The following is a 17071-nucleotide window of genomic DNA, read 5'->3' on the forward strand; positions in this document are numbered from 1 at the left end:
CGCCGACACCCGCCACGCCGCCCCGGGCCGGGACGAGCCGGGCCGGGACGGGCCGGGGCAGCGCCGGACGACCTACGAGGTGGTGGCCTTCTTGGCGGTCGCCTTCTTCGTCGCGGTCTTCGCCGCCGGCTTCCTGGTCGCGGTCTTCTTGGCGGCGGTCTTGGCGGCGGCCGACTTCGTGGCGGTCTTCTTCGCCGGCGCCTTCTTGGCCGGTGTCTTCTTCGCGCCCTTGGCGGCCTTCTTCGCCGGGCCCCGCTCGCGTCGCTCGGCGAGCAGCTCGGCGGCCCGCTCGAGGGTGACGTCCTCGACGGTGTCGTCCTTGCGCAGCGTGGCGTTGTACTCGCCGTCGGTGACGTACTCCCCGAAGCGGCCCGACTTCACCACGACAGGCTGGCCGGAGACGGGATCGTTGCCGAGCTCCTTGAGCGGCGGGGCGGCCGCGGCGCGTCCTCGCTGCTTGGGCTGGGCGTAGATCGTCACGGCCTCGTCGAGGGTGACGGTGAACAGCTGCTCCTCGGAGGTGAGCGAGCGCGAGTCGGTGCCCTTCTTCAGGTACGGGCCGTAGCGACCGTTCTGCGCGGTGATCTCCTCGCCGTCCTCGCCCACGCCGACCACCCGGGGCAGCGACAGCAGCCGCACGGCGTCGTCGAGGGTGAGGGTGTCCAGCGACATCGAGGCGAACAGCGAGCCGGTGCGGGGCTTCGCGGTCTTCTTGGCGTCCTCGGGCAGGGCCTCGGTGACGTAGGGGCCGAAGCGGCCGTTCTTCGCCACGACCTGCAGGCCGGTCTCGGGGTGCACGCCGAGCTGGATCTCCTCGCCGGCAGGGTTGGCGAAGAGCTCGGTGGCCTTCTCCATGGTGAGCTCGTCGGGCGGCAGGTCGTCGGGCACGTTGGCGCGCTTGCCGACGGGGTTGCCCTCGTCGTCGGGGCCCTCGAGGTAGGGCCCGTAGCGCCCGACGCGCAGGTGGACGCCCGACTCGGGCCCGCCGATCGGGAAGGTGGCCAGCTCGCGGGCGTCGATGTCGCCGAGCTCGTCGACGAGCCGCTTGAGGCCCACGACGTCGCCGTTGCCGTAGTAGAACTCACCGAGCTCGGTGTTGCGGTCCTTGCGGCCCGCGGCGATCTCGTCGAGCACGTCCTCCATGGTGGCGGTGAACTCGTAGGAGATCTGGCGCGGGAAGTGCTCCTCCAGCAGGCGCACCACCGAGAACGCCAGCCAGGCCGGCACCAGCGCGGTGCCCTTCTTGTAGACGTAGCCGCGGTTGAGGATCGTGCCGATGATCGAGGCGTACGTCGAGGGTCGCCCGATCTCGCGCTCCTCGAGCTCCTTGATCAAGGTGGCCTCGGTGTAGCGGGCCGGGGGCTTGGTCTCGTGGCCCGACGCCGACACCGTGGCGGCCGACACCGCGTCACCCTCGGCGACGGCGGGCAGGCGGGTCTCGGCGTCGTCCTTGGCCGCACCCTCCTCGGTGCCCTCGACGTAGGCCTTGAGGAACCCGTGGAAGGTGATCACGCGACCGGAGGCGGAGAACACGACGTCCTCGGCGGTGCCGGAGGAGCCGGCGGCGGCCGCGCCGCCCAGGCGCACCGTGACCGACTGCCCCACGGCGTCCTTCATCTGGGAGGCGACGGTGCGCATCCAGATCAGCTCGTAGAGGCGGAACTGCTCGCCGCGCAGGCCGGTCTGGGCCGGGGTGCGGAACGAGTCGCCGGCCGGGCGGATGGCCTCGTGGGCCTCCTGGGCGTTCTTCACCTTCGAGGCGTAGACCCGCGGGGTGTCCGGCAGGTACTCCGCGCCGTACAGCTCGCGCACCTGCGCCCGGGCCGCGCCCACCGCGCTCTTCGAGAGCGTGGTGGAGTCGGTGCGCATGTAGGTGATGAAGCCGTTCTCGTATAGCCGCTGCGCCACCGACATCGTCACCGAGGCGCTCATGCCGAGCTTGCGGCTGGCCTCCTGCTGCAGCGTGGTGGTGCGGAACGGTGCGTACGGCGAGCGGCGGTAGGGCTTGGACTCGACCGAGCGGACCTCGAAGGTGGAGTCCTGCAGGCGCGCCGACAGGTCCTCGGCGCGGGTGCGGTCGAGGTGGGCCACCTTGCCGGCGGCGCTGGCCTTGAGCTGCCCGTCCTGGCCGAAGTCGGAGCCGCGGGCCACCCGGGCGCCGTCGACGGAGTAGACCTTGGCGGGGAACATCCGCTGCTCGTGCTTCGCGCCGGCGTCGAAGGTGGCCTCGAGGTCCCAGTACGACGCCACGCGGAACGCCATCCGGTCGCGCTCCTTGTCGACCACCAGGCGGGTCGCCACCGACTGCACCCGGCCCGCGGACAGGCCGGACATGACCTTCTTCCACAGCACCGGGGAGACCTCGTAGCCGTAGAGGCGGTCGAGGATGCGGCGCGCCTCCTGGGCCTCGACGAGGTCGTCGTTGATCTGGCGCGGGTTGGCCACCGCGGCCTCGATCGCGGGCTTGGTGATCTCGTGGAAGACCATCCGGTGCACCGGGATGCCCTTGGGCTTGAGCTCGTCGAGCAGGTGCCACGCGATGGCCTCGCCCTCGCGGTCCTCGTCGGTGGCGAGGAAGAGCTCGTCGGCGTCCTTGAGCAGCGACTTCAGCTTGGAGATGTGCGACTTCTTGTCGCGCGGCACGACGTAGTGCGGCACGAAGCCGTTCTCCACGTCGACCGCGAGCCGGCCCCAGGGCTTGTCCTTGATCTTGGCCGGGGTGTCGGCGGCGCTCTGCGGGAGGTCGCGGATGTGGCCGATGGAGGACTCGACGACGTAGCCCTGACCGAGGTACCCGCCGATGGTGCGGGCCTTCGCCGGGGACTCGACGATCACCAACTTGTGTGCCACTGGACCAGCCGTTCTGAGCTCGAGGGTGCGGAGGGCCCGCCGTTCCGGGGCCCACGGCGGCTCACGGTAGCGCGTGGCCCCGACGCCGACGGCCAACGGGCAGTCGGCGCGGACGGGCAGCCATGTGCGACCAGGGCTGCCGTGGCGCGCTCAGGCGGGGCGCAGGAAACCCTCGCGGACGAGCTCGGCGACCACCGGCAGGCGGTCCCTGCGCAGGGTGGCCGGGTCGAGGTCGAGCAGGTGGGCGACCGCGTCGAGGATCTGGCCCACGGTGAGGTCGCCGTCGCAGGCACCGACGAGGGCCGCCTCGACGGTGTCGACGCGACGGGCGCGGCGCAGGCCGCGCTGCTGGCGCAGCACGATCGTCTCGGGGTCCTCCGCCCCGGGGGCGCCGACGGTCTCCTGCAGCACGTCGACGCGCAGCACCAGACGGCTGTCGGGCCCGACCGGGGTGCGCACGGCCTCGCCCCACGCGTGCACCGCCGGGGCGACCGGCTGCTCGACGTCGTAGGGCCAGTCCAGCAGGGTGCGCGCCGGGGCCCCGGAGGCCTCAGCCGGGGCACCGCGGCGCAGGTTGATCCAGCCGAAGCCCACGGCCTCCACACCGTGGTCGTCGAACCACGACAGCCACGTGTCGTAGCGACGGCGGTAGTCGGCCGCGTCGGCGCCGCCGGTGCTCGGGTGCCGTCCTGCGTCCTTGAGCCACAGCTCGACGTACGCCGCGGGGTCGAGCACCTGGCGCTGCACGACCAGCGCGTCGCAGCCGGGGTCGAGCCAGCCGGCGAGCCGCTCCTCCCAGGGCGTGCCGCGGGTGACCACCCAGTTGGCCAGCACCTGGCACCAGCCGCCGTCGGTGAGGTGGGCCGGCGCGGCGCGCACGATGTCCTCCACCACGCGGTCACCGGGGAGCCCGGAGTCGCGGTAGACCAGGCGCTCGCCGGTGGCGGGGCTGATCACGAACGGCGGGTTGGTGGCGACCAGGTCGTAGCGCTCGCCGCGCACCGGCTCGAAGAACGACCCCTCCCGCACCTCCACCCGGTCGGCGACGTCGTTGAGCGCGGCGTTGAAGCGCGCGAGCCGCAGGGCCCGGGCGTTGACGTCGGTGGCGACCACGGCGCCGCTGTGGCGCGCGAGGTGGAGCGCCTGCACCCCGCAGCCCGTGCCGAGGTCGAGGCTGCGCCCCACCGGCTCGCGCAGCGTGAGCTGGGCCAGCGAGGTGGAGGCCGGGCTGACCCCCAGCACGTGGTCGCGGCCGACGCGCTGCGGCAGCCCGTCGAGGCCCGGCGTCGGGTCGCTGACCACCCACAGGTCACCGGTCCCGCCCACGTGGTCGGAGCCGAGATCGGTGGCGTGGGGCCGCACGTCGAGCCGGGCCGCCACCTCCCCCACCGACTGCTCGACCAGGCCCTCGGCGGCCATCCGGTCGAGGAGACCCGGCAGCGCCCGCTCCGCGTCGGCGGCGGCCACCGCCGTCTGCAGCAGGAAGAGCCGCACCAGCGTGGCCAGCGGCGAGCCGTCGGCGGTGGCCCCCAGCCCCGGGGTCGTCTCGTTGCGCGCCAGCGCCTCGTGGGCCCGCCGGCCCAGCAGCCCGGCCACGGCGTCGGAGGAGAAGTCGGCGCGCACGAGCGCGTCGCGCAGGAGGTGGGGGAGGTCGCTCACGCAGGCGAGCGTAGGGCGTGGGCCGCGCCCACCCGGCAGGCCGCCGGCGGGGCCGCCGTCACCAGGGGATGACGCCGGCGTCCTCGAAGTACCCGCCGCTGGGGCCGTCGTCCTCCAGGGTCGCCAGGTGCAGCGCGATCGCCGCGCCCTGCTGCGGGGTGCGGGTGCCGCGGAAGCCGTTGAGGTCGGTGGCGACGAACCCGGGGCAGGCGGCGTTGACCAGGACGCCGGTGCCGGCGAGCTCCTTGGCGTACTGCACGGTGACGGCGTTCAGCATCGTCTTCGACGGGGAGTAGGCCACCGCGATCGGGCCGCTCTCCCCCTCCGGATCGCTCTGGCGGGCCAGCGAGCCGACCCCGCTGGACATGTTGACGATGCGCGGCGACGCCGAGCGGCGCAGCAGCGGCAGCAGCGCGTTGGTCACGCGGACCACGCCGATCACGTTGGTCTCCAGGACCGTGCGGATCGTGTCGAGGTCGGCGGTGGTGGGCTGCTGCTGCTGGCCGCCGGTGATCCCGGCGTTGTTGACGAGCACGTCGAGCCCGCCCCGCTCCTCCAGCAGCCGGGCGGCGCCCGCCACGCTCGCGTCGTCGGTCACGTCGAGCGGGACGCCGAACGCGTCGACCCCGGCCGCACGCAGCCGTGCCAGGGCGTCGTCGCGACGCCCGTCGTCGCGCGCACCCACCCCGACCGACCAGCCCAGCGCGCCCAGCCCGGCGGCGATCTCGTACCCGATGCCCTTGTTCGCGCCGGTCACCAGCGCGGTCGTCGTCTGTGTCATGCCTCGATCGTGTCCGGCGTCGCGGCGCCCACCAACACCGTCGCGGTGGGCAGCGATACCCGCCGGGTATCGGTGCTGGGCCGAAGCGCAGTAGCCTGGGAGCGTGGAGACCCGGGAGCTGCGGTACTTCGTGGCCGTCGCCGACGAGCTGCACTTCGGCCGGGCCGCGGAGCGCCTCGGCATCGCCCAGCCGCCGCTGTCGCGGGCCATCCGCCAGCTGGAGCGGCGCCTGGGCGCCGAGCTGCTGGTGCGCACGAGCCGCAGCGTCGCGCTGACCGAGGCCGGCCGGGTGCTGCTGCGCGAGGGCACGGCGGCCCTCGACGCGGTGGCGGCCGCCGAGCGCCGCGCCCGCCGCGCGGGCCTGGCCGACGCCGGCGAGCCCGGCGTGGTGCTCGTCGCGAAGGCCGGCGCGTCCACCGAGCTGGTGGCCGCGCTGCTGGCGGCGTACGCCGAGCAGCCCGACGCCGTGCGCGTCGACGTGCAGCTGTGCGGGCCCGGGCAGCAGGAGCGGCTGCTGCGCGACGGCCGCGCCGACGTGGCGCTGCTCCACCGTCCGTTCGACACCACGGCCGGCTTCGACACCGAGGACCTGCACACCGAGCAGCAGGTGGCGGTGCTGCCCGCCGCCCACCCCCTCGCGGCCTGCGAGCACCTGCTGCTGGCCGACGTCACCGACCTGCCCGACCTGCCGGCGCCTCGGTGGCCCCGCCCCGACGGCACGTACGCCGACGGCCCCGGGCCGCAGGTGCGCGACCACACCCAGCTCCTCCAGCTGGTCGCGCTGGGGCGCGCGGTGGTCGTGGCCCCCGAGTCGTGCCGCGCCCAGCTGGGCGCCGACCTCGTCGCCGTGCCGGTGCTCGACGCGCCGGCGGTCACCACCGTGGTCGCCTGGCCGCCCCAGAGCCGCTCCCGCGGCGTCGCCGGCCTCGTCCGCGCCGCCACCGGGCTCTGACGCACCCGACCCGCCCGGCGGGCGCCGGGCGGGTCGAGTGGTGGTGCGGCAACCGCCGCCGGGGCCGGCGGGTCAGGGCCGGCGGGTCAGGGCTGGCCGGATCAGGGCTGGCCGGGGCCGTCGGCGGGTCGCTGGAGCGGCTGCTGCACGGGCCGCTGCACGGTCGGGGACGGGTCGACGTACCCGGCCGGCGGGTGGGCCGGCGGCGGGGGCAGCCGCGGCGGCGGCGGACCGGTCGGCTCGTCGCCCATCGACGTCTCGCGCTGCTTCGAGACGTAGACGGCGCCCGCGATGACGCCGAGCGCGGCCAGGGCGATGACGATGCGCAGCACGTCGTTCTGGTCCTCGCCCACGCTCATCGAGACCACGGCGCCCGCGATCAGCAGCGAGACCAGGTTCATCACCTTGATCAGCGGGTTGATCGCCGGGCCGGCGGTGTCCTTGAACGGGTCGCCGACGGTGTCGCCGATGACGGTGGCGGCGTGGGCCTCGGAGCCCTTGCCGCCGTGGTGGCCGTCCTCGACCAGCTTCTTGGCGTTGTCCCAGGCGCCGCCGGCGTTGGCCAGGAACACCGCCATCAGGGTGCCGGTGCCGATGGCGCCGGCCAGGAAGCCCGCGAGCGCGGTGGCGCCGAGGCCGAAGCCGACGGCGATCGGGGCGAGCACCGCCAGGATGCCGGGCGTCACCAGCTCGCGCAGCGAGTCCTTGGTGACGATGTCGACGACCTTGCCGTACTCGGGACGCCCGGTGCCCTCCATGATCCCGGGGATGTCGCGGAACTGGCGGCGCACCTCGTAGACCACCGCGCCGGCCGCACGAGCCACCGCGTTGATGGCCAGGCCGGAGAAGAGGAACACCACGGCCGCACCGAGCAGGACACCGACCAGCACCGCGGGGTTGAACACCGCGAAGTCGAGCAGGCCGCGCTCCTCGCGGCTCGGGTCGGCCTCCAGGACCGCCTCGAACACCGACGTGGCGTAGGAGCCGAACAGCGCGGTGGCCGCGAGCACCGCGGTGGCGATCGCGATGCCCTTGGTGATGGCCTTGGTCGTGTTGCCCACGGCGTCGAGCTCGGTGAGGATCTGCGCGCCCGCGGGGCTGACGTCGCCCGACATCTCCGCGATGCCCTGGGCGTTGTCGGAGACCGGGCCGAAGGTGTCCATGGCCACGATCACGCCGACGGTGGTGAGCAGGCCGCAGCCGGCCAGGGCCACCGCGAACAGCGACACCGTCAGCGCGGCGCCGCCGAGCAGGTAGGCCCCGAACACGGCGGCGCCGATCACCAGCGTGGTGTAGACCGCCGACTCGAAGCCGACCGACAGCCCGGAGAGGATGACGGTGGCGGCGCCGGTGAGCGAGGTCTTGCCGACGTCTCTGACCGGGCGGTGCTCGGTGCCGGTGTAGTAGCCGGTGAGCGCCAGGATGCCGGCCGACATCAGGATGCCGATCACCACCGCGGCGGCCGCGATGAACCGCGGGTCGCCGTCGGTGCCGGTGACGGCGAGGTCGACGTTGTCGAACTCCGCGAAGCTGCCCGGGAGGTAGACGTAGCAGAGCACCACGCTGGCCAGCGCGGCGATGGCGGAGGAGAGGTAGAAGGAGCGGTTGATCGTGGTGAGGCCGTTCTGCCCGGGTGTGGGCCGGGTGAGGTAGACCCCGGCAACCGCGGTCAGCGCGCCGATGGCCGGGATCAGCAGCGGGAACACCAGGCCCTGGTCGCCGAACACCTGCGAGCCCAGGATCAGCGCGGCGACCAGCGTGACGGCGTACGACTCGAAGAGGTCGGCGGCCATGCCGGCGCAGTCACCGACGTTGTCGCCCACGTTGTCGGCGATCGTGGCGGCGTTGCGCGGGTCGTCCTCGGGGATGTTGTTCTCGACCTTGCCGACGAGGTCGGCGCCGACGTCGGCGGCCTTGGTGAAGATGCCGCCGCCGACCCGCATGAACATCGCGAGCAGCGCGGCACCGAAGCCGAAGCCCTCGAGCACCTCGGGCGCCTTGTCCTGGAAGAACAGCACGACCAGGCTCGCACCGAGCAGGCCGAGGCCGACGGTGAGCATGCCGACCATCGCCCCGGTGCGCAGGCCGATCGTCATCGCGGCCTCGCGACCGGTCGTCTGCGCGGCCGCGGCGACCCGGAGGTTGGCCCGCACCGCGAGGTTCATGCCGAGGTAGCCGACGCTGGCGGAGAATCCCGCGCCGACGAGGAAGAACACCGAGCGGAAGATGCGCACCACCGCGTCGTCGGCGGGCAGCACGAGCAGGGCGAAGAAGGCGACGGCGGCGAAGATCGCCAGCGTGCGGAACTGGCGCGTGAGGTAGGCGTTGGCGCCCTCCTGCACCGCGAGGGCGATCGTGCGCATGTTCTCGGTGCCTTCACCGGCGGCGAGGACCTCGCGGCGGAACACCATCGCCATCGCCAGCGCGCCCAGCGCGATGACGGTGACGACGAGGACCAGGACGAGGTTGCCACCGGAGAGGTCCACGACGAACGGATGGGTCCCCGTCATCTGCTTCCTCCTGCGTGCGGGTGGGGCGCGGGGGTGAGCACCACGACGTGACCTGGGTCTCACCGGACGAGCCGGAGTCTACGCACGGCGCCACCCCGCGCCACCAGTTCGTGTGATCTGGGCCACACATGGCGGCGCGACGGACCGCACCACGCGGCGTACGCCGGGGCGCGCGGGTTCGGCCGCCGGGGTGAGGACGTCGGCCGGGGTCGGCCGGGGTCGGACCGGGCTCAGCTGGCGGCGAGGGCCTCGTCGGCGCTGCCGTGGATGTGGAACACCTTGGCGAGGCCGGTGATGCGGAAGATCTTGAGCAGACGGTCCTGGGTGCACACCAGCTGCAGCGAGCCGTGGTGGGCGCGGACCTTCTTCAGCCCACCGACCAGCACGCCGAGACCGGTGGAGTCGAGGAACTCCACGGCCTCCATGTCGACGACGAGGTCGTAGGTGCCGGCGGCGACGAGCTCGGTGATCTTGTCGCGCAGCTTGGGAGCGGTGTAGACGTCGATCTCGCCACCCACCGCAACGATGGTCTTCCCATCGACCTCGCGCGTCGCCAGGGTGAGGTCCACGTCAGCTCCCATGTCTGCCTGCTGGTCACGGCGGTCGGCGACGGCCCTGCGGGGCGCGAGGACGGCGTCCGCCGACCGACCCTTATGAAACCACGCCCGGGGCCCCGGCGCACAAAAAGGTTAAAGAGCATTCCCAGGCGCCGCACAGCCCCCGCCCAGGGGGGCGTGACTGTCGGTGCAGCCTGTCAGAATCGACGCCATGACGCAGGCGCTCGCCCCGACCGGCCGCCCCGGCGCCCTGGTCGACCGGCTCGCCGCGGTGCCCGGGCGCGAGGGCCGGCTCACCCACGTCGAGGAGCGCCCCGCGCGGGCCGCCCGCACCGCGTCCTGGCCGGGCTGGGTCGCCCCCGAGGTCCGCGCCGCGCTGGGCGCCCGGGGGGTCGCTGAGCTGTGGTCGCACCAGGTGGAGGCGGCCGACGCGGTGCACGGCGGCGAGCACGTGGTGGTCTCCACCGGCACGGCCTCCGGCAAGTCGCTGGCCTACCAATTGCCGGCGCTGACCGCGCTCACCCAGGCCCGCGGCAGCCGGGGCCAGCGCGGGGCCTCCGTGCTCTACGTCGCGCCCACCAAGGCGCTGGCCCAGGACCAGCTGGCCGCGCTGCGCGCGCTCGACCTCGACGTGCGGGCCACGACCCACGACGGCGACTCGGGGCGCGACCAGCGCGACTGGGCCCGCGAGCACGGCGAGTACCTGCTGACCAACCCCGACATGCTTCACTGCTCGATGCTGCCGGGCCACGCCCGGTGGGCCGACTTCCTCGGCTCGCTGCGCTACGTCGTGGTCGACGAGTGCCACCACTACCGCGGCGTCTTCGGCGCCCACGTCGCCCACGTGCTGCGCCGCCTGCGCCGGGTCTGCGCCCTGCACGGCGCCGACCCGACGTTCGTGCTGGCCTCGGCCACCGTGGCCGAGCCGGCGGTCGCGGCCGGGCGGCTCACCGGCCTCGACGTGCGCGCGGTGACCGACGACGGCTCCCCGCGGGGGCGGGTGTCGGTGGGCCTGTGGGAGCCGCCGCTGACGACCCACACCGGCGAGAACGGCGCGCCGGTACGCCGTGCCGCCTCCTCCGAGACCGCCGACCTGCTCGCTGACCTCGTCGTCGAGGACGTCCGCACGCTCGCCTTCGTGCGCTCGCGTCGCGGCGCCGAGCAGGTCGCGATGACGGCGGCCGGGCTGGTCGCCGAGGTCGAGCCGGCGCTGGCCTCCCGCATCGCGGCCTACCGCGGGGGCTACCTCCCCGAGGAGCGCCGGGTGATCGAGCAGGCGCTGCGCGACGGGCGGCTGTGCGGGCTCGCGGCCACCAACGCCCTCGAGCTCGGCATCGACGTGAGCGGTCTCGACGCCGTGCTGATGGCCGGCTTCCCCGGCACCCGGGCGGCGCTGTGGCAGCAGGTGGGCCGGGCGGGGCGGGGCGCCCAGGACGCGCTCGGCCTGCTGGTGGCCCGCGACGACCCGCTCGACACCTACCTGGTGCACCACCCCGAGGCGCTCTTCGGGGCCCCGCTGGAGGCCACGGTCTTCGACCCCGGCAATCCCTACGTGCTCGGGCCCCACCTGTGCGCGGCGGCCCAGGAGGCCCCGCTGACCCCCGACGACCTCGCGCTCTTCGGGCCCACCGCGCCCGACGTCGTCGAGCAGCTGACCGCGGGCGGCCTGCTGCGACGCCGCGCGCGCGGCTGGTACTGGACCGACCCCCGGCGTGCCTGCGACCTCGCCGACATCCGCTCCACCGGTGGGGTGCCGGTCTCGCTGGTGGAGGCCGGCACCGGGCGGGTGGTCGGCACCGTCGACGCCTCGAGCTCCCACGGCACGGCCCACGCCGGCGCCGTCTACGTGCACCGGGGCGAGACCTACCTGGTGGAGTCCCTCGACCTCGAGGAGCACGTCGCCGTCATCGCCCGCGCCGAGCCCGACTACTCCACGTCGGCGCGCGAGGTCACCGACATCGCCGTGGTGGCCGAGCGCGAGCACCGCGCCTGGGGGCGCTGCCGGCTCTCGCTGGGCGACGTCGACGTGTCGCACCAGGTGGTGTCGTTCCTCAAGCGCCGCCAGCCCGGCGGGGAGGTGGTGGGCGAGGAGCTCCTCGACCTGCCCGAGCGCGCGCTGCGCACCAGCGCGGTGTGGTGGACCGTGCCGGCCGACGTGCTCGCCGAGGCCGGGCTCGCCACCGCCGACCTGCCCGGGGCCGCGCACGCCGCCGAGCACTGCTCGATCGGGCTGCTGCCGCTCTTCGCCACCTGCGACCGCTGGGACATCGGCGGCGTCTCGACCGCCCTCCACCCCGACACCGGCGAGCTGACCGTCTTCGTGCACGACGGCCACCCCGGCGGCGCCGGCTTCGCCGAGCGCGGGTTCCACGCCGCTCGGGCCTGGCTGTCGGCCACCCGCGAGACCATCGGCTCCTGCGAGTGCGACGACGGCTGCCCCTCCTGCATCCAGTCGCCCAAGTGCGGCAACCAGAACAACCCTCTCGACAAGCAGGGCGCCGGCCGGCTGCTCGACGCGCTGCTGGCCGGCGCCCCGTCGCTGACGCCCGTCTGACCCCCTGCGCGGTGGGCCTGGGCGGGGCCCGCCCGGGCACTGCCCCGCAGGTCGCCGCGCTGGCCGAGCCACCGCGGACCGGTCACCTCGACCTCGACCCGTACGTCCCACCCGTCCACGGTGCAGGCGACCAGGCGGGCGCCGTTGTCGTGCGCCACGGCGTCGGCGACCCCGCACGGGTCGTCGAGCACTGCCCCGGCCCCGGCCAGCGCGGCCAGGTCGGCGGCCGACTGCGCGGTGCGGTGGTCGACCACCAGCGCCGCCACCACGCCCAGCGCCGCACCGACCAGCAGGAGCACCCCCAGGCAGGCCACGGCCAGCACGGTGGCGACCCCGCCGTCGTCGCGCCCGGCCCGCACCGCCGGGCTCACGGCTCCCCCGCGGTCTCGACGACCCCCACGGCCTCGGCGGCGACGTCGGCACCGGACAGCGCGCCGATGACGCCACCGGGCCCGTCGACGACCGCGCGCACCGAGACGACCACGCGGTCGCCGTCGCGGGCCACTGACACCGACGCCCCGTCGGGGGCGACCTGCTGGGCCGCCGCCACCGCCGCCGCGTCGCCGTCGCCGCGCGCGGCCACCCGCGCCGCCTCGCGCGCGGCGTCGACGACACGGACCTGCGCGAGCCCCACGCTCAGCAGCCACACCAGCAGCCCGGTGACAGCCAGCAGCACCGGCAGCACCAGCGCCGCCTCGGCCGTGACCGCCCCCTGCTCGGGGCGTGCCGCGCGGCGCCGCGGCGGTGCCGCCTGCGCCGCCCCCACGGCGCTCCCGCACGACGGCGTGGGGCCCGCGGTCACCCAATCCCCAGGAGCCCGAGGACGTGGTCGAAGAGGCGGGTGAGCAGCTGGTTGCCGAAGCCGCCGGTGAGCATCTTGTAGAGCAGCCCGGCGAGGCCGGCGCCGGCAGCGGTGCCCACGGCGTACTCGGCGGTGGTGATGCCGGCGTCGCCGCGGGTGCGTGCCGGGACGCGCGGCCGGGCGACCGGCAGGGGGACGGGCAGGGGGGCGGGCGGAGCGGCGGGCGGGGTGAGGGGCTCGGAGCGGACGGGTCGGTGCATCGGGGACCTCCTCGGGTCACGGCCGCACCCTGCGGCCTGGGCCGAGCCTCGCCCGCCCCGACCGGTCGGCGCCGGGCTCGGCGGCCCTGCTGTGGACGACCCCGCCGGACCCGGTGGGTGTGCACGGCTCGTGGCGCCTCCCCACGCTCACCACGCTCACCACGCTCACCACGCTCACCACGCCAGGGTCTCCAGCAGGGCGGCGACCACCGGCACGATGCCGACCAGCACGAACGCCGGCAGCAGGCACAGGCCGAGCGGGGCCGCGGACCGCACGCCGACCGCACGCGCGCGGTCCTCGACGTCGGCGCGGGCGCTGCGCGCCAGCTCGTCGGCCAGGCGGTCGACCGCGGCGACGACCGGGGCGCCGCTCTCGTGGGCGCGGGCCAGCGCTCGGCCGAGCGGTGCGAGGTCGGGGTCGCCCGCCAGCAGGCGCCACACCTGGCCGGGGTCGAGGCCCAGGCGCAGCCGGTGGCGCGACTCCTCGAGGCGCCGGGCCGCCGGGCCCGGCAGGGCGGCGGTGGCCACGGAGACCGCCTCCTGCGGCGAGGCACCTGCGCGCAGGGCCGAGCCCACCAGCGCGACGAGGTGGGGCAGGTCGCGGCGCACGGCCTCGCGTTCCAGGCGCACCCCGGTGGGCTCGGAGCGGCCCACCACCACCCAGACCGCGACCGCCGCGACCGGGGCGGCGAACGCACCCGCCGGGCCGCCGAGGAACGCCCACGCCCCGGCCCCCGCCAGCACCGACCACCAGGCGCGGTGACGGTGGAGCCAGCCCGCGTCGCTCACCGGGTGGCCCGGCGTCGGCGCCGGGCCGGGGTGGCGCGGCGGCCCCGGCCGGGGCCGGTGGAGCAGCAGCACCGCCGCAGCGGCCGCCGGCACCGCCACCCACACCCACGGCTTCACCGTGCGGCCTCGACCGAGCGGGCGATCGCCTCGACCCAGGCCACCCCGGCCAGCGCGAGCCCGAGGCCCCCGGCCAGGCACGCGAGACCGACCGGGTGGCCCAGCAGAAAGCCCCAGGGGTCGCCGCCGGCGCCGGAGCCCATCGCGAGCGCCAGCAGGGGGAGCACGGCCACCAGGCGCACCGTGGCCCGCACCGAGGCGAGCTCGCCGCGCACCACGCGGTCGGTGGCCCGGGACGCCCGCAGGTCGAGCGACACCCGGTCGACCGCCTCGGCCAGGCCCTGCCCGGTGCGGTGGGCGACCTGCCAGGCCCCGGCGAGCAGCCGCAGGTCGCCGGCCCCAGGCCGTGCGGCGACCTGCCGCCACGCGCTCGGCACGTCGGTGCCGAGGCGCTGGCTCTCCGCGACGGGCGCCAGCACGGGCCAGTCGGCAGCGGCGCGCTCCAGGGCCGCGGACGGCGGCCGCCCGGCCACCAGCTCGCCGGCCAGCTGCTCGCAGGCCTCGAGCACGCGGTCGGCCGTCGCCCGGGCCGCGGCGGCACGCTGGTGGGCGCGCCACAGCCGCCCGGCCGCGGCGCCGGCGCCGAGCACCACCAGCGCGAGCACGACCGGGCGCGGCCCCGGGAGCAGCACCACCGCACCGACCACGGCGAGCGGCACCGCCAGCCGGCCCCGCCACCGCGGCTCCCCGCCCGCCGCGGCACCGCAGGCCCGCGGCGCCCCCCGCCACCACAGGGCGGCCGCCAGCGCGGCGGCGCCCACCGCCACGGCGCTCCACGCGTCGACGGGCACGGCCGCCGACGCGCTCGGCACGCTCACCAGGTGGCGGTCCGGGCTCACCGCCGCGCCTCGAGCGCCTCCGCGAGCAGGCCCGCCCCGGGCCCCTCGACCAGGTCGCCCGCCGCACCCGGTGTCGACGGGCCGGCGGCCCACCGGGCCGCGACCGCCATCGCCACCATCCCGTCGTCGTCGCGCACCGGCACCGCCACCTCGGCCAGGCGGCGCACGCCGTCGCGTCCGCGCCGCAGGTGCAGCACCACGTCGATGCCGGCGGCCAGCTGGCTGTGGGCCGCGGCCCGGCCCAGGCCCGCGGCCAGCGCGAGCGCCTCGACCCGCGCCGGCACGTCGGTGGCGGAGTTGGCGTGCAGCGTGCCGCAGCCGCCGTCGTGGCCGGTGTTGAGCGCGGCCAGCAGCTCGACGACCTCGCCGCCGCGCACCTCGCCGACCACGAGCCGGTCAGGCCGCATCCGCAGCGCCTGGCGCACGAGGTCGCGCAGCACGATCGCGCCGGCGCCCTCGATGTTGGGCGGGCGGGCCTCCAGGCCGACGACGTGGGGGTGGTCGGGCCTCAGCTCGGAGGCGTCCTCGGCGACCACGATGCGCTCACCGGGGTCGACGAGCCCCAGCAGGCCCGCGAGGAGCGTGGTCTTTCCCGACCCGGTGCCGCCGGTGACCAGGAACGCGAGCCGCGCGTCGACGACCTCCCGCAGCAGCCGAGCGCCGTGGGGCCCCAGGGTGCCGGCGGCCTGCATGGCGACGAGGTCGAAGGTGCGCCGCGCCGGCACCCGCAGCGAGATGACCGTGCCGGGTCGGGCGACCGGGGCCAGCACGGCGTGGAAGCGGGTGCCGTCGGCCAGGCGCAGGTCGGCGCAGGGGCTGGCGTCGTCGAGGCGCCGCCCCGCCAGCGCCGCCAGCCGCTGGGCCAGTCGGCGCACCGCCTCGTCGTCGGCGAACCGCACGCCGGTGGGCTCGAGGCCGGCGCCGCGGTCGAGCAGCACCTGGTGGGCGCCGTTGACGAGCACGTCGGTGACCTCCGGCAGCCGCAGCAGCGGCTCGAGGGGGCCGGCCCCGACGACGTCGCGGCGCAGCGCCTCGTGCACGGCGAGCACTGTGGCGTCACCCACCGGTCGGCCGGTGGCGCGCAGCGCACCCGCCACACGGTGGGGCGTGAGGTCGCCGGGCTCGCGCGCCAGGCGCTCGCGCACCTGCTCCACGGTGGCCGCGTCGACCACCGGGGGCACCGCGCTCACGCGGCGACCCCGCGGGCGGGCGGCGCCGCCGTGGCGTCCAGCAGGCGCCCGGCGGCCCGGCCCAGCGGACCGCGCCACGAGCGCACCGGCCCGAGGCCCAGGTCCACGGCCTCGGCCAGCCCGCGCTGCTCGGGCACCACCCCGGCCACCGGCACGCCCGTCGCCCGCGCGACCTCCGCCGGCGCCAGCCCCCGACCGCGGACGGCGAGGCGGAGCACGCCCTCGTCGGGCGACGCGCCCGGGCTCGGTCCCGCCAGGCGTCGGCACAGCCGGGCGGCGGCCGAGAGACCGGTGACCGAGGCCGCCACCACCACCAGCACCACGTCGCAGCGGGCGCAGGTCTCCTCCACCAGCGCGTCGGCGGCGCGCGGCAGGTCGACCACCACGGTGTCGTGGCCCCGGCGGGCCGCGGAGAGCACCTCGCGCACCGCCACCGGGTGCAGCGGCCGGGGCGGGCCCGCGGGCCAGGCGAGCGCGCCCGTGCCGTCGCGGCGGGGCACGGCGTCGCGCAGCGAGCGGGAGCTGAGCCGTCCGGTGGTCTCGGCCAGCGCGTCCCAGCGCACCCCGGGCTCGCGCTCGAGGCCCAGCACCCGGTCGACCCCTGGGCCGAGCGGGTCGAGGTCGACCACCAGCGCCGGCCCGCGGCGTCCGGCCGCCTGCCCGAGCGCGCAGGCCAGGGTGGTGGCCCCGGCGCCACCCGAGCCGCCCACCACCGCGACCACCCGGCCCGGCGACGCGCGCCCCTCCCCCAGGTCGGTCAGCAGCTCGGTGAGCCGCCCGGCCGCCTCGGGCAGCGCCAGCACGCACTCGGCGCCCAGCGCGAGCGCCCGGGCCAGCAGGCCGGCGTCGGGCGGGGCGGAGGTCACGACGTGCACCCGGTCGCGCCGGCGAGGGCCGAGGGCCAGCAGCGCCTCGACCGCGTCGGCGCCCACCAGGACGACCGGGGCGGCGACCCACCCGCGCAGCACGGCGGCGTCGTCGTCGACCACCTCGGGCGCGGCGCCGGCCGCGGCGGCCAGGCGGGCCAGCTCGTCGAGGAGCACGGGATCGCGGGTGAGCAGGAGGGGAGCGGTCATGGTCCGAGGCTCACCCGGTGCTCCGACGTACGACGCCCGCCGGCGGAGCCGCTGTGGACGGGGCCGGCCGCAGCCGCCCTGGGGACGGCTCGTGGGCCGAGCAGCGCCTCGTCCACCGGCCCGTCCACCGGCCCG

Annotated in this window: 13 protein-coding genes and 1 pseudogene; 2 read left to right on the forward strand and 12 right to left on the reverse strand. The window is 76.2% G+C overall.

Annotated elements, in window-relative coordinates:
• Window positions 1–72 precede the first annotated feature (72 nt).
• The 3 genes from topA to AC4OR8_RS00630 form a co-directional block, all read right to left on the reverse strand.
• Window positions 73–2850, reverse strand: coding sequence for a type I DNA topoisomerase (topA, locus tag AC4OR8_RS00620; protein ID WP_492163633.1), 2778 nt, complete (start codon window positions 2848–2850; stop codon window positions 73–75).
• Between the two features lie 150 nt (window positions 2851–3000).
• Window positions 3001–4509 (reverse strand): DUF7059 domain-containing protein, encoded by a 1509-nt coding sequence (locus AC4OR8_RS00625; RefSeq protein WP_492163634.1) that lies wholly within the window; start codon window positions 4507–4509, stop codon window positions 3001–3003.
• A 58-nt stretch (window positions 4510–4567) separates the two neighbouring features.
• Window positions 4568–5290, reverse strand: coding sequence for an SDR family oxidoreductase (locus tag AC4OR8_RS00630; protein ID WP_492163635.1), 723 nt, complete (start codon window positions 5288–5290; stop codon window positions 4568–4570).
• A gap of 103 nt (window positions 5291–5393) precedes the next feature.
• Between AC4OR8_RS00630 and AC4OR8_RS00635 the strand changes: the two genes are divergently transcribed.
• Window positions 5394–6242 carry a LysR family transcriptional regulator gene (locus tag AC4OR8_RS00635; RefSeq protein WP_492163636.1) on the forward strand — a complete coding sequence of 283 codons (849 nt, stop codon included), beginning with the start codon at window positions 5394–5396 and terminating at the stop codon, window positions 6240–6242.
• Window positions 6243–6343: 101 nt separating this feature from the next.
• Here AC4OR8_RS00635 and AC4OR8_RS00640 read toward each other — a convergent pair whose 3' ends face one another.
• Window positions 6344–8752, reverse strand: coding sequence for a sodium-translocating pyrophosphatase (locus tag AC4OR8_RS00640; RefSeq protein ID WP_492163637.1), 2409 nt, complete (start codon window positions 8750–8752; stop codon window positions 6344–6346).
• A gap of 230 nt (window positions 8753–8982) precedes the next feature.
• Window positions 8983–9333, reverse strand: coding sequence for an anti-sigma factor antagonist (locus AC4OR8_RS00645; RefSeq protein WP_492163638.1), 351 nt, complete (start codon window positions 9331–9333; stop codon window positions 8983–8985).
• A gap of 187 nt (window positions 9334–9520) precedes the next feature.
• Here AC4OR8_RS00645 and AC4OR8_RS00650 point away from each other — a divergent pair, with 187 nt between their 5' ends.
• The gene (locus AC4OR8_RS00650) at window positions 9521–11863 is read left to right on the forward strand and encodes a DEAD/DEAH box helicase (RefSeq protein ID WP_492163639.1); all 2343 of its coding nucleotides are present in this window, start codon (window positions 9521–9523) and stop codon (window positions 11861–11863) included.
• 35 nt (window positions 11864–11898) lie between these two features.
• On the opposite strand, the pseudogene AC4OR8_RS00655 reads toward AC4OR8_RS00650, so the two are convergent.
• The 7 genes and pseudogenes from AC4OR8_RS00655 to ssd form a co-directional block, all read right to left on the reverse strand.
• A pseudogene (locus AC4OR8_RS00655) lies at window positions 11899–12234 on the reverse strand (Rv3654c family TadE-like protein); the annotation flags it as partial.
• A complete protein-coding gene (locus tag AC4OR8_RS00660) occupies window positions 12231–12665 on the reverse strand; it encodes a TadE family type IV pilus minor pilin (protein WP_492163640.1) in 435 nt (144 codons plus the stop codon). The pseudogene AC4OR8_RS00655 and the gene AC4OR8_RS00660, both read right to left, overlap by 4 nt.
• Window positions 12662–12925, reverse strand: coding sequence for a DUF4244 domain-containing protein (locus AC4OR8_RS00665; RefSeq protein ID WP_492163641.1), 264 nt, complete (start codon window positions 12923–12925; stop codon window positions 12662–12664). The genes AC4OR8_RS00660 and AC4OR8_RS00665 overlap by 4 nt, the downstream gene beginning before the upstream one ends.
• Before the next feature lie 174 nt (window positions 12926–13099).
• Complete coding sequence (locus AC4OR8_RS00670; RefSeq protein ID WP_492163642.1) at window positions 13100–13831, reverse strand: type II secretion system F family protein; 732 nt, start codon at window positions 13829–13831, stop codon at window positions 13100–13102.
• Complete coding sequence (locus tag AC4OR8_RS00675) at window positions 13828–14670, reverse strand: type II secretion system F family protein (RefSeq protein ID WP_492163643.1); 843 nt, start codon at window positions 14668–14670, stop codon at window positions 13828–13830. The genes AC4OR8_RS00670 and AC4OR8_RS00675 overlap by 4 nt, the downstream gene beginning before the upstream one ends.
• Window positions 14667–15860 carry a TadA family conjugal transfer-associated ATPase gene (locus AC4OR8_RS00680; RefSeq protein ID WP_492163644.1) on the reverse strand — a complete coding sequence of 398 codons (1194 nt, stop codon included), beginning with the start codon at window positions 15858–15860 and terminating at the stop codon, window positions 14667–14669. Before AC4OR8_RS00680 ends, AC4OR8_RS00675 begins: the two co-directional genes overlap by 4 nt.
• Window positions 15857–16936, reverse strand: a complete 1080-nt coding sequence (ssd, locus tag AC4OR8_RS00685; RefSeq protein ID WP_492163645.1) for a septum site-determining protein Ssd — start codon at window positions 16934–16936, stop codon at window positions 15857–15859. The genes AC4OR8_RS00680 and ssd overlap by 4 nt, the downstream gene beginning before the upstream one ends.
• Window positions 16937–17071 lie beyond the last annotated feature (135 nt).

This window comes from Nocardioides sp. FY1077 (genome assembly GCF_058681775.1).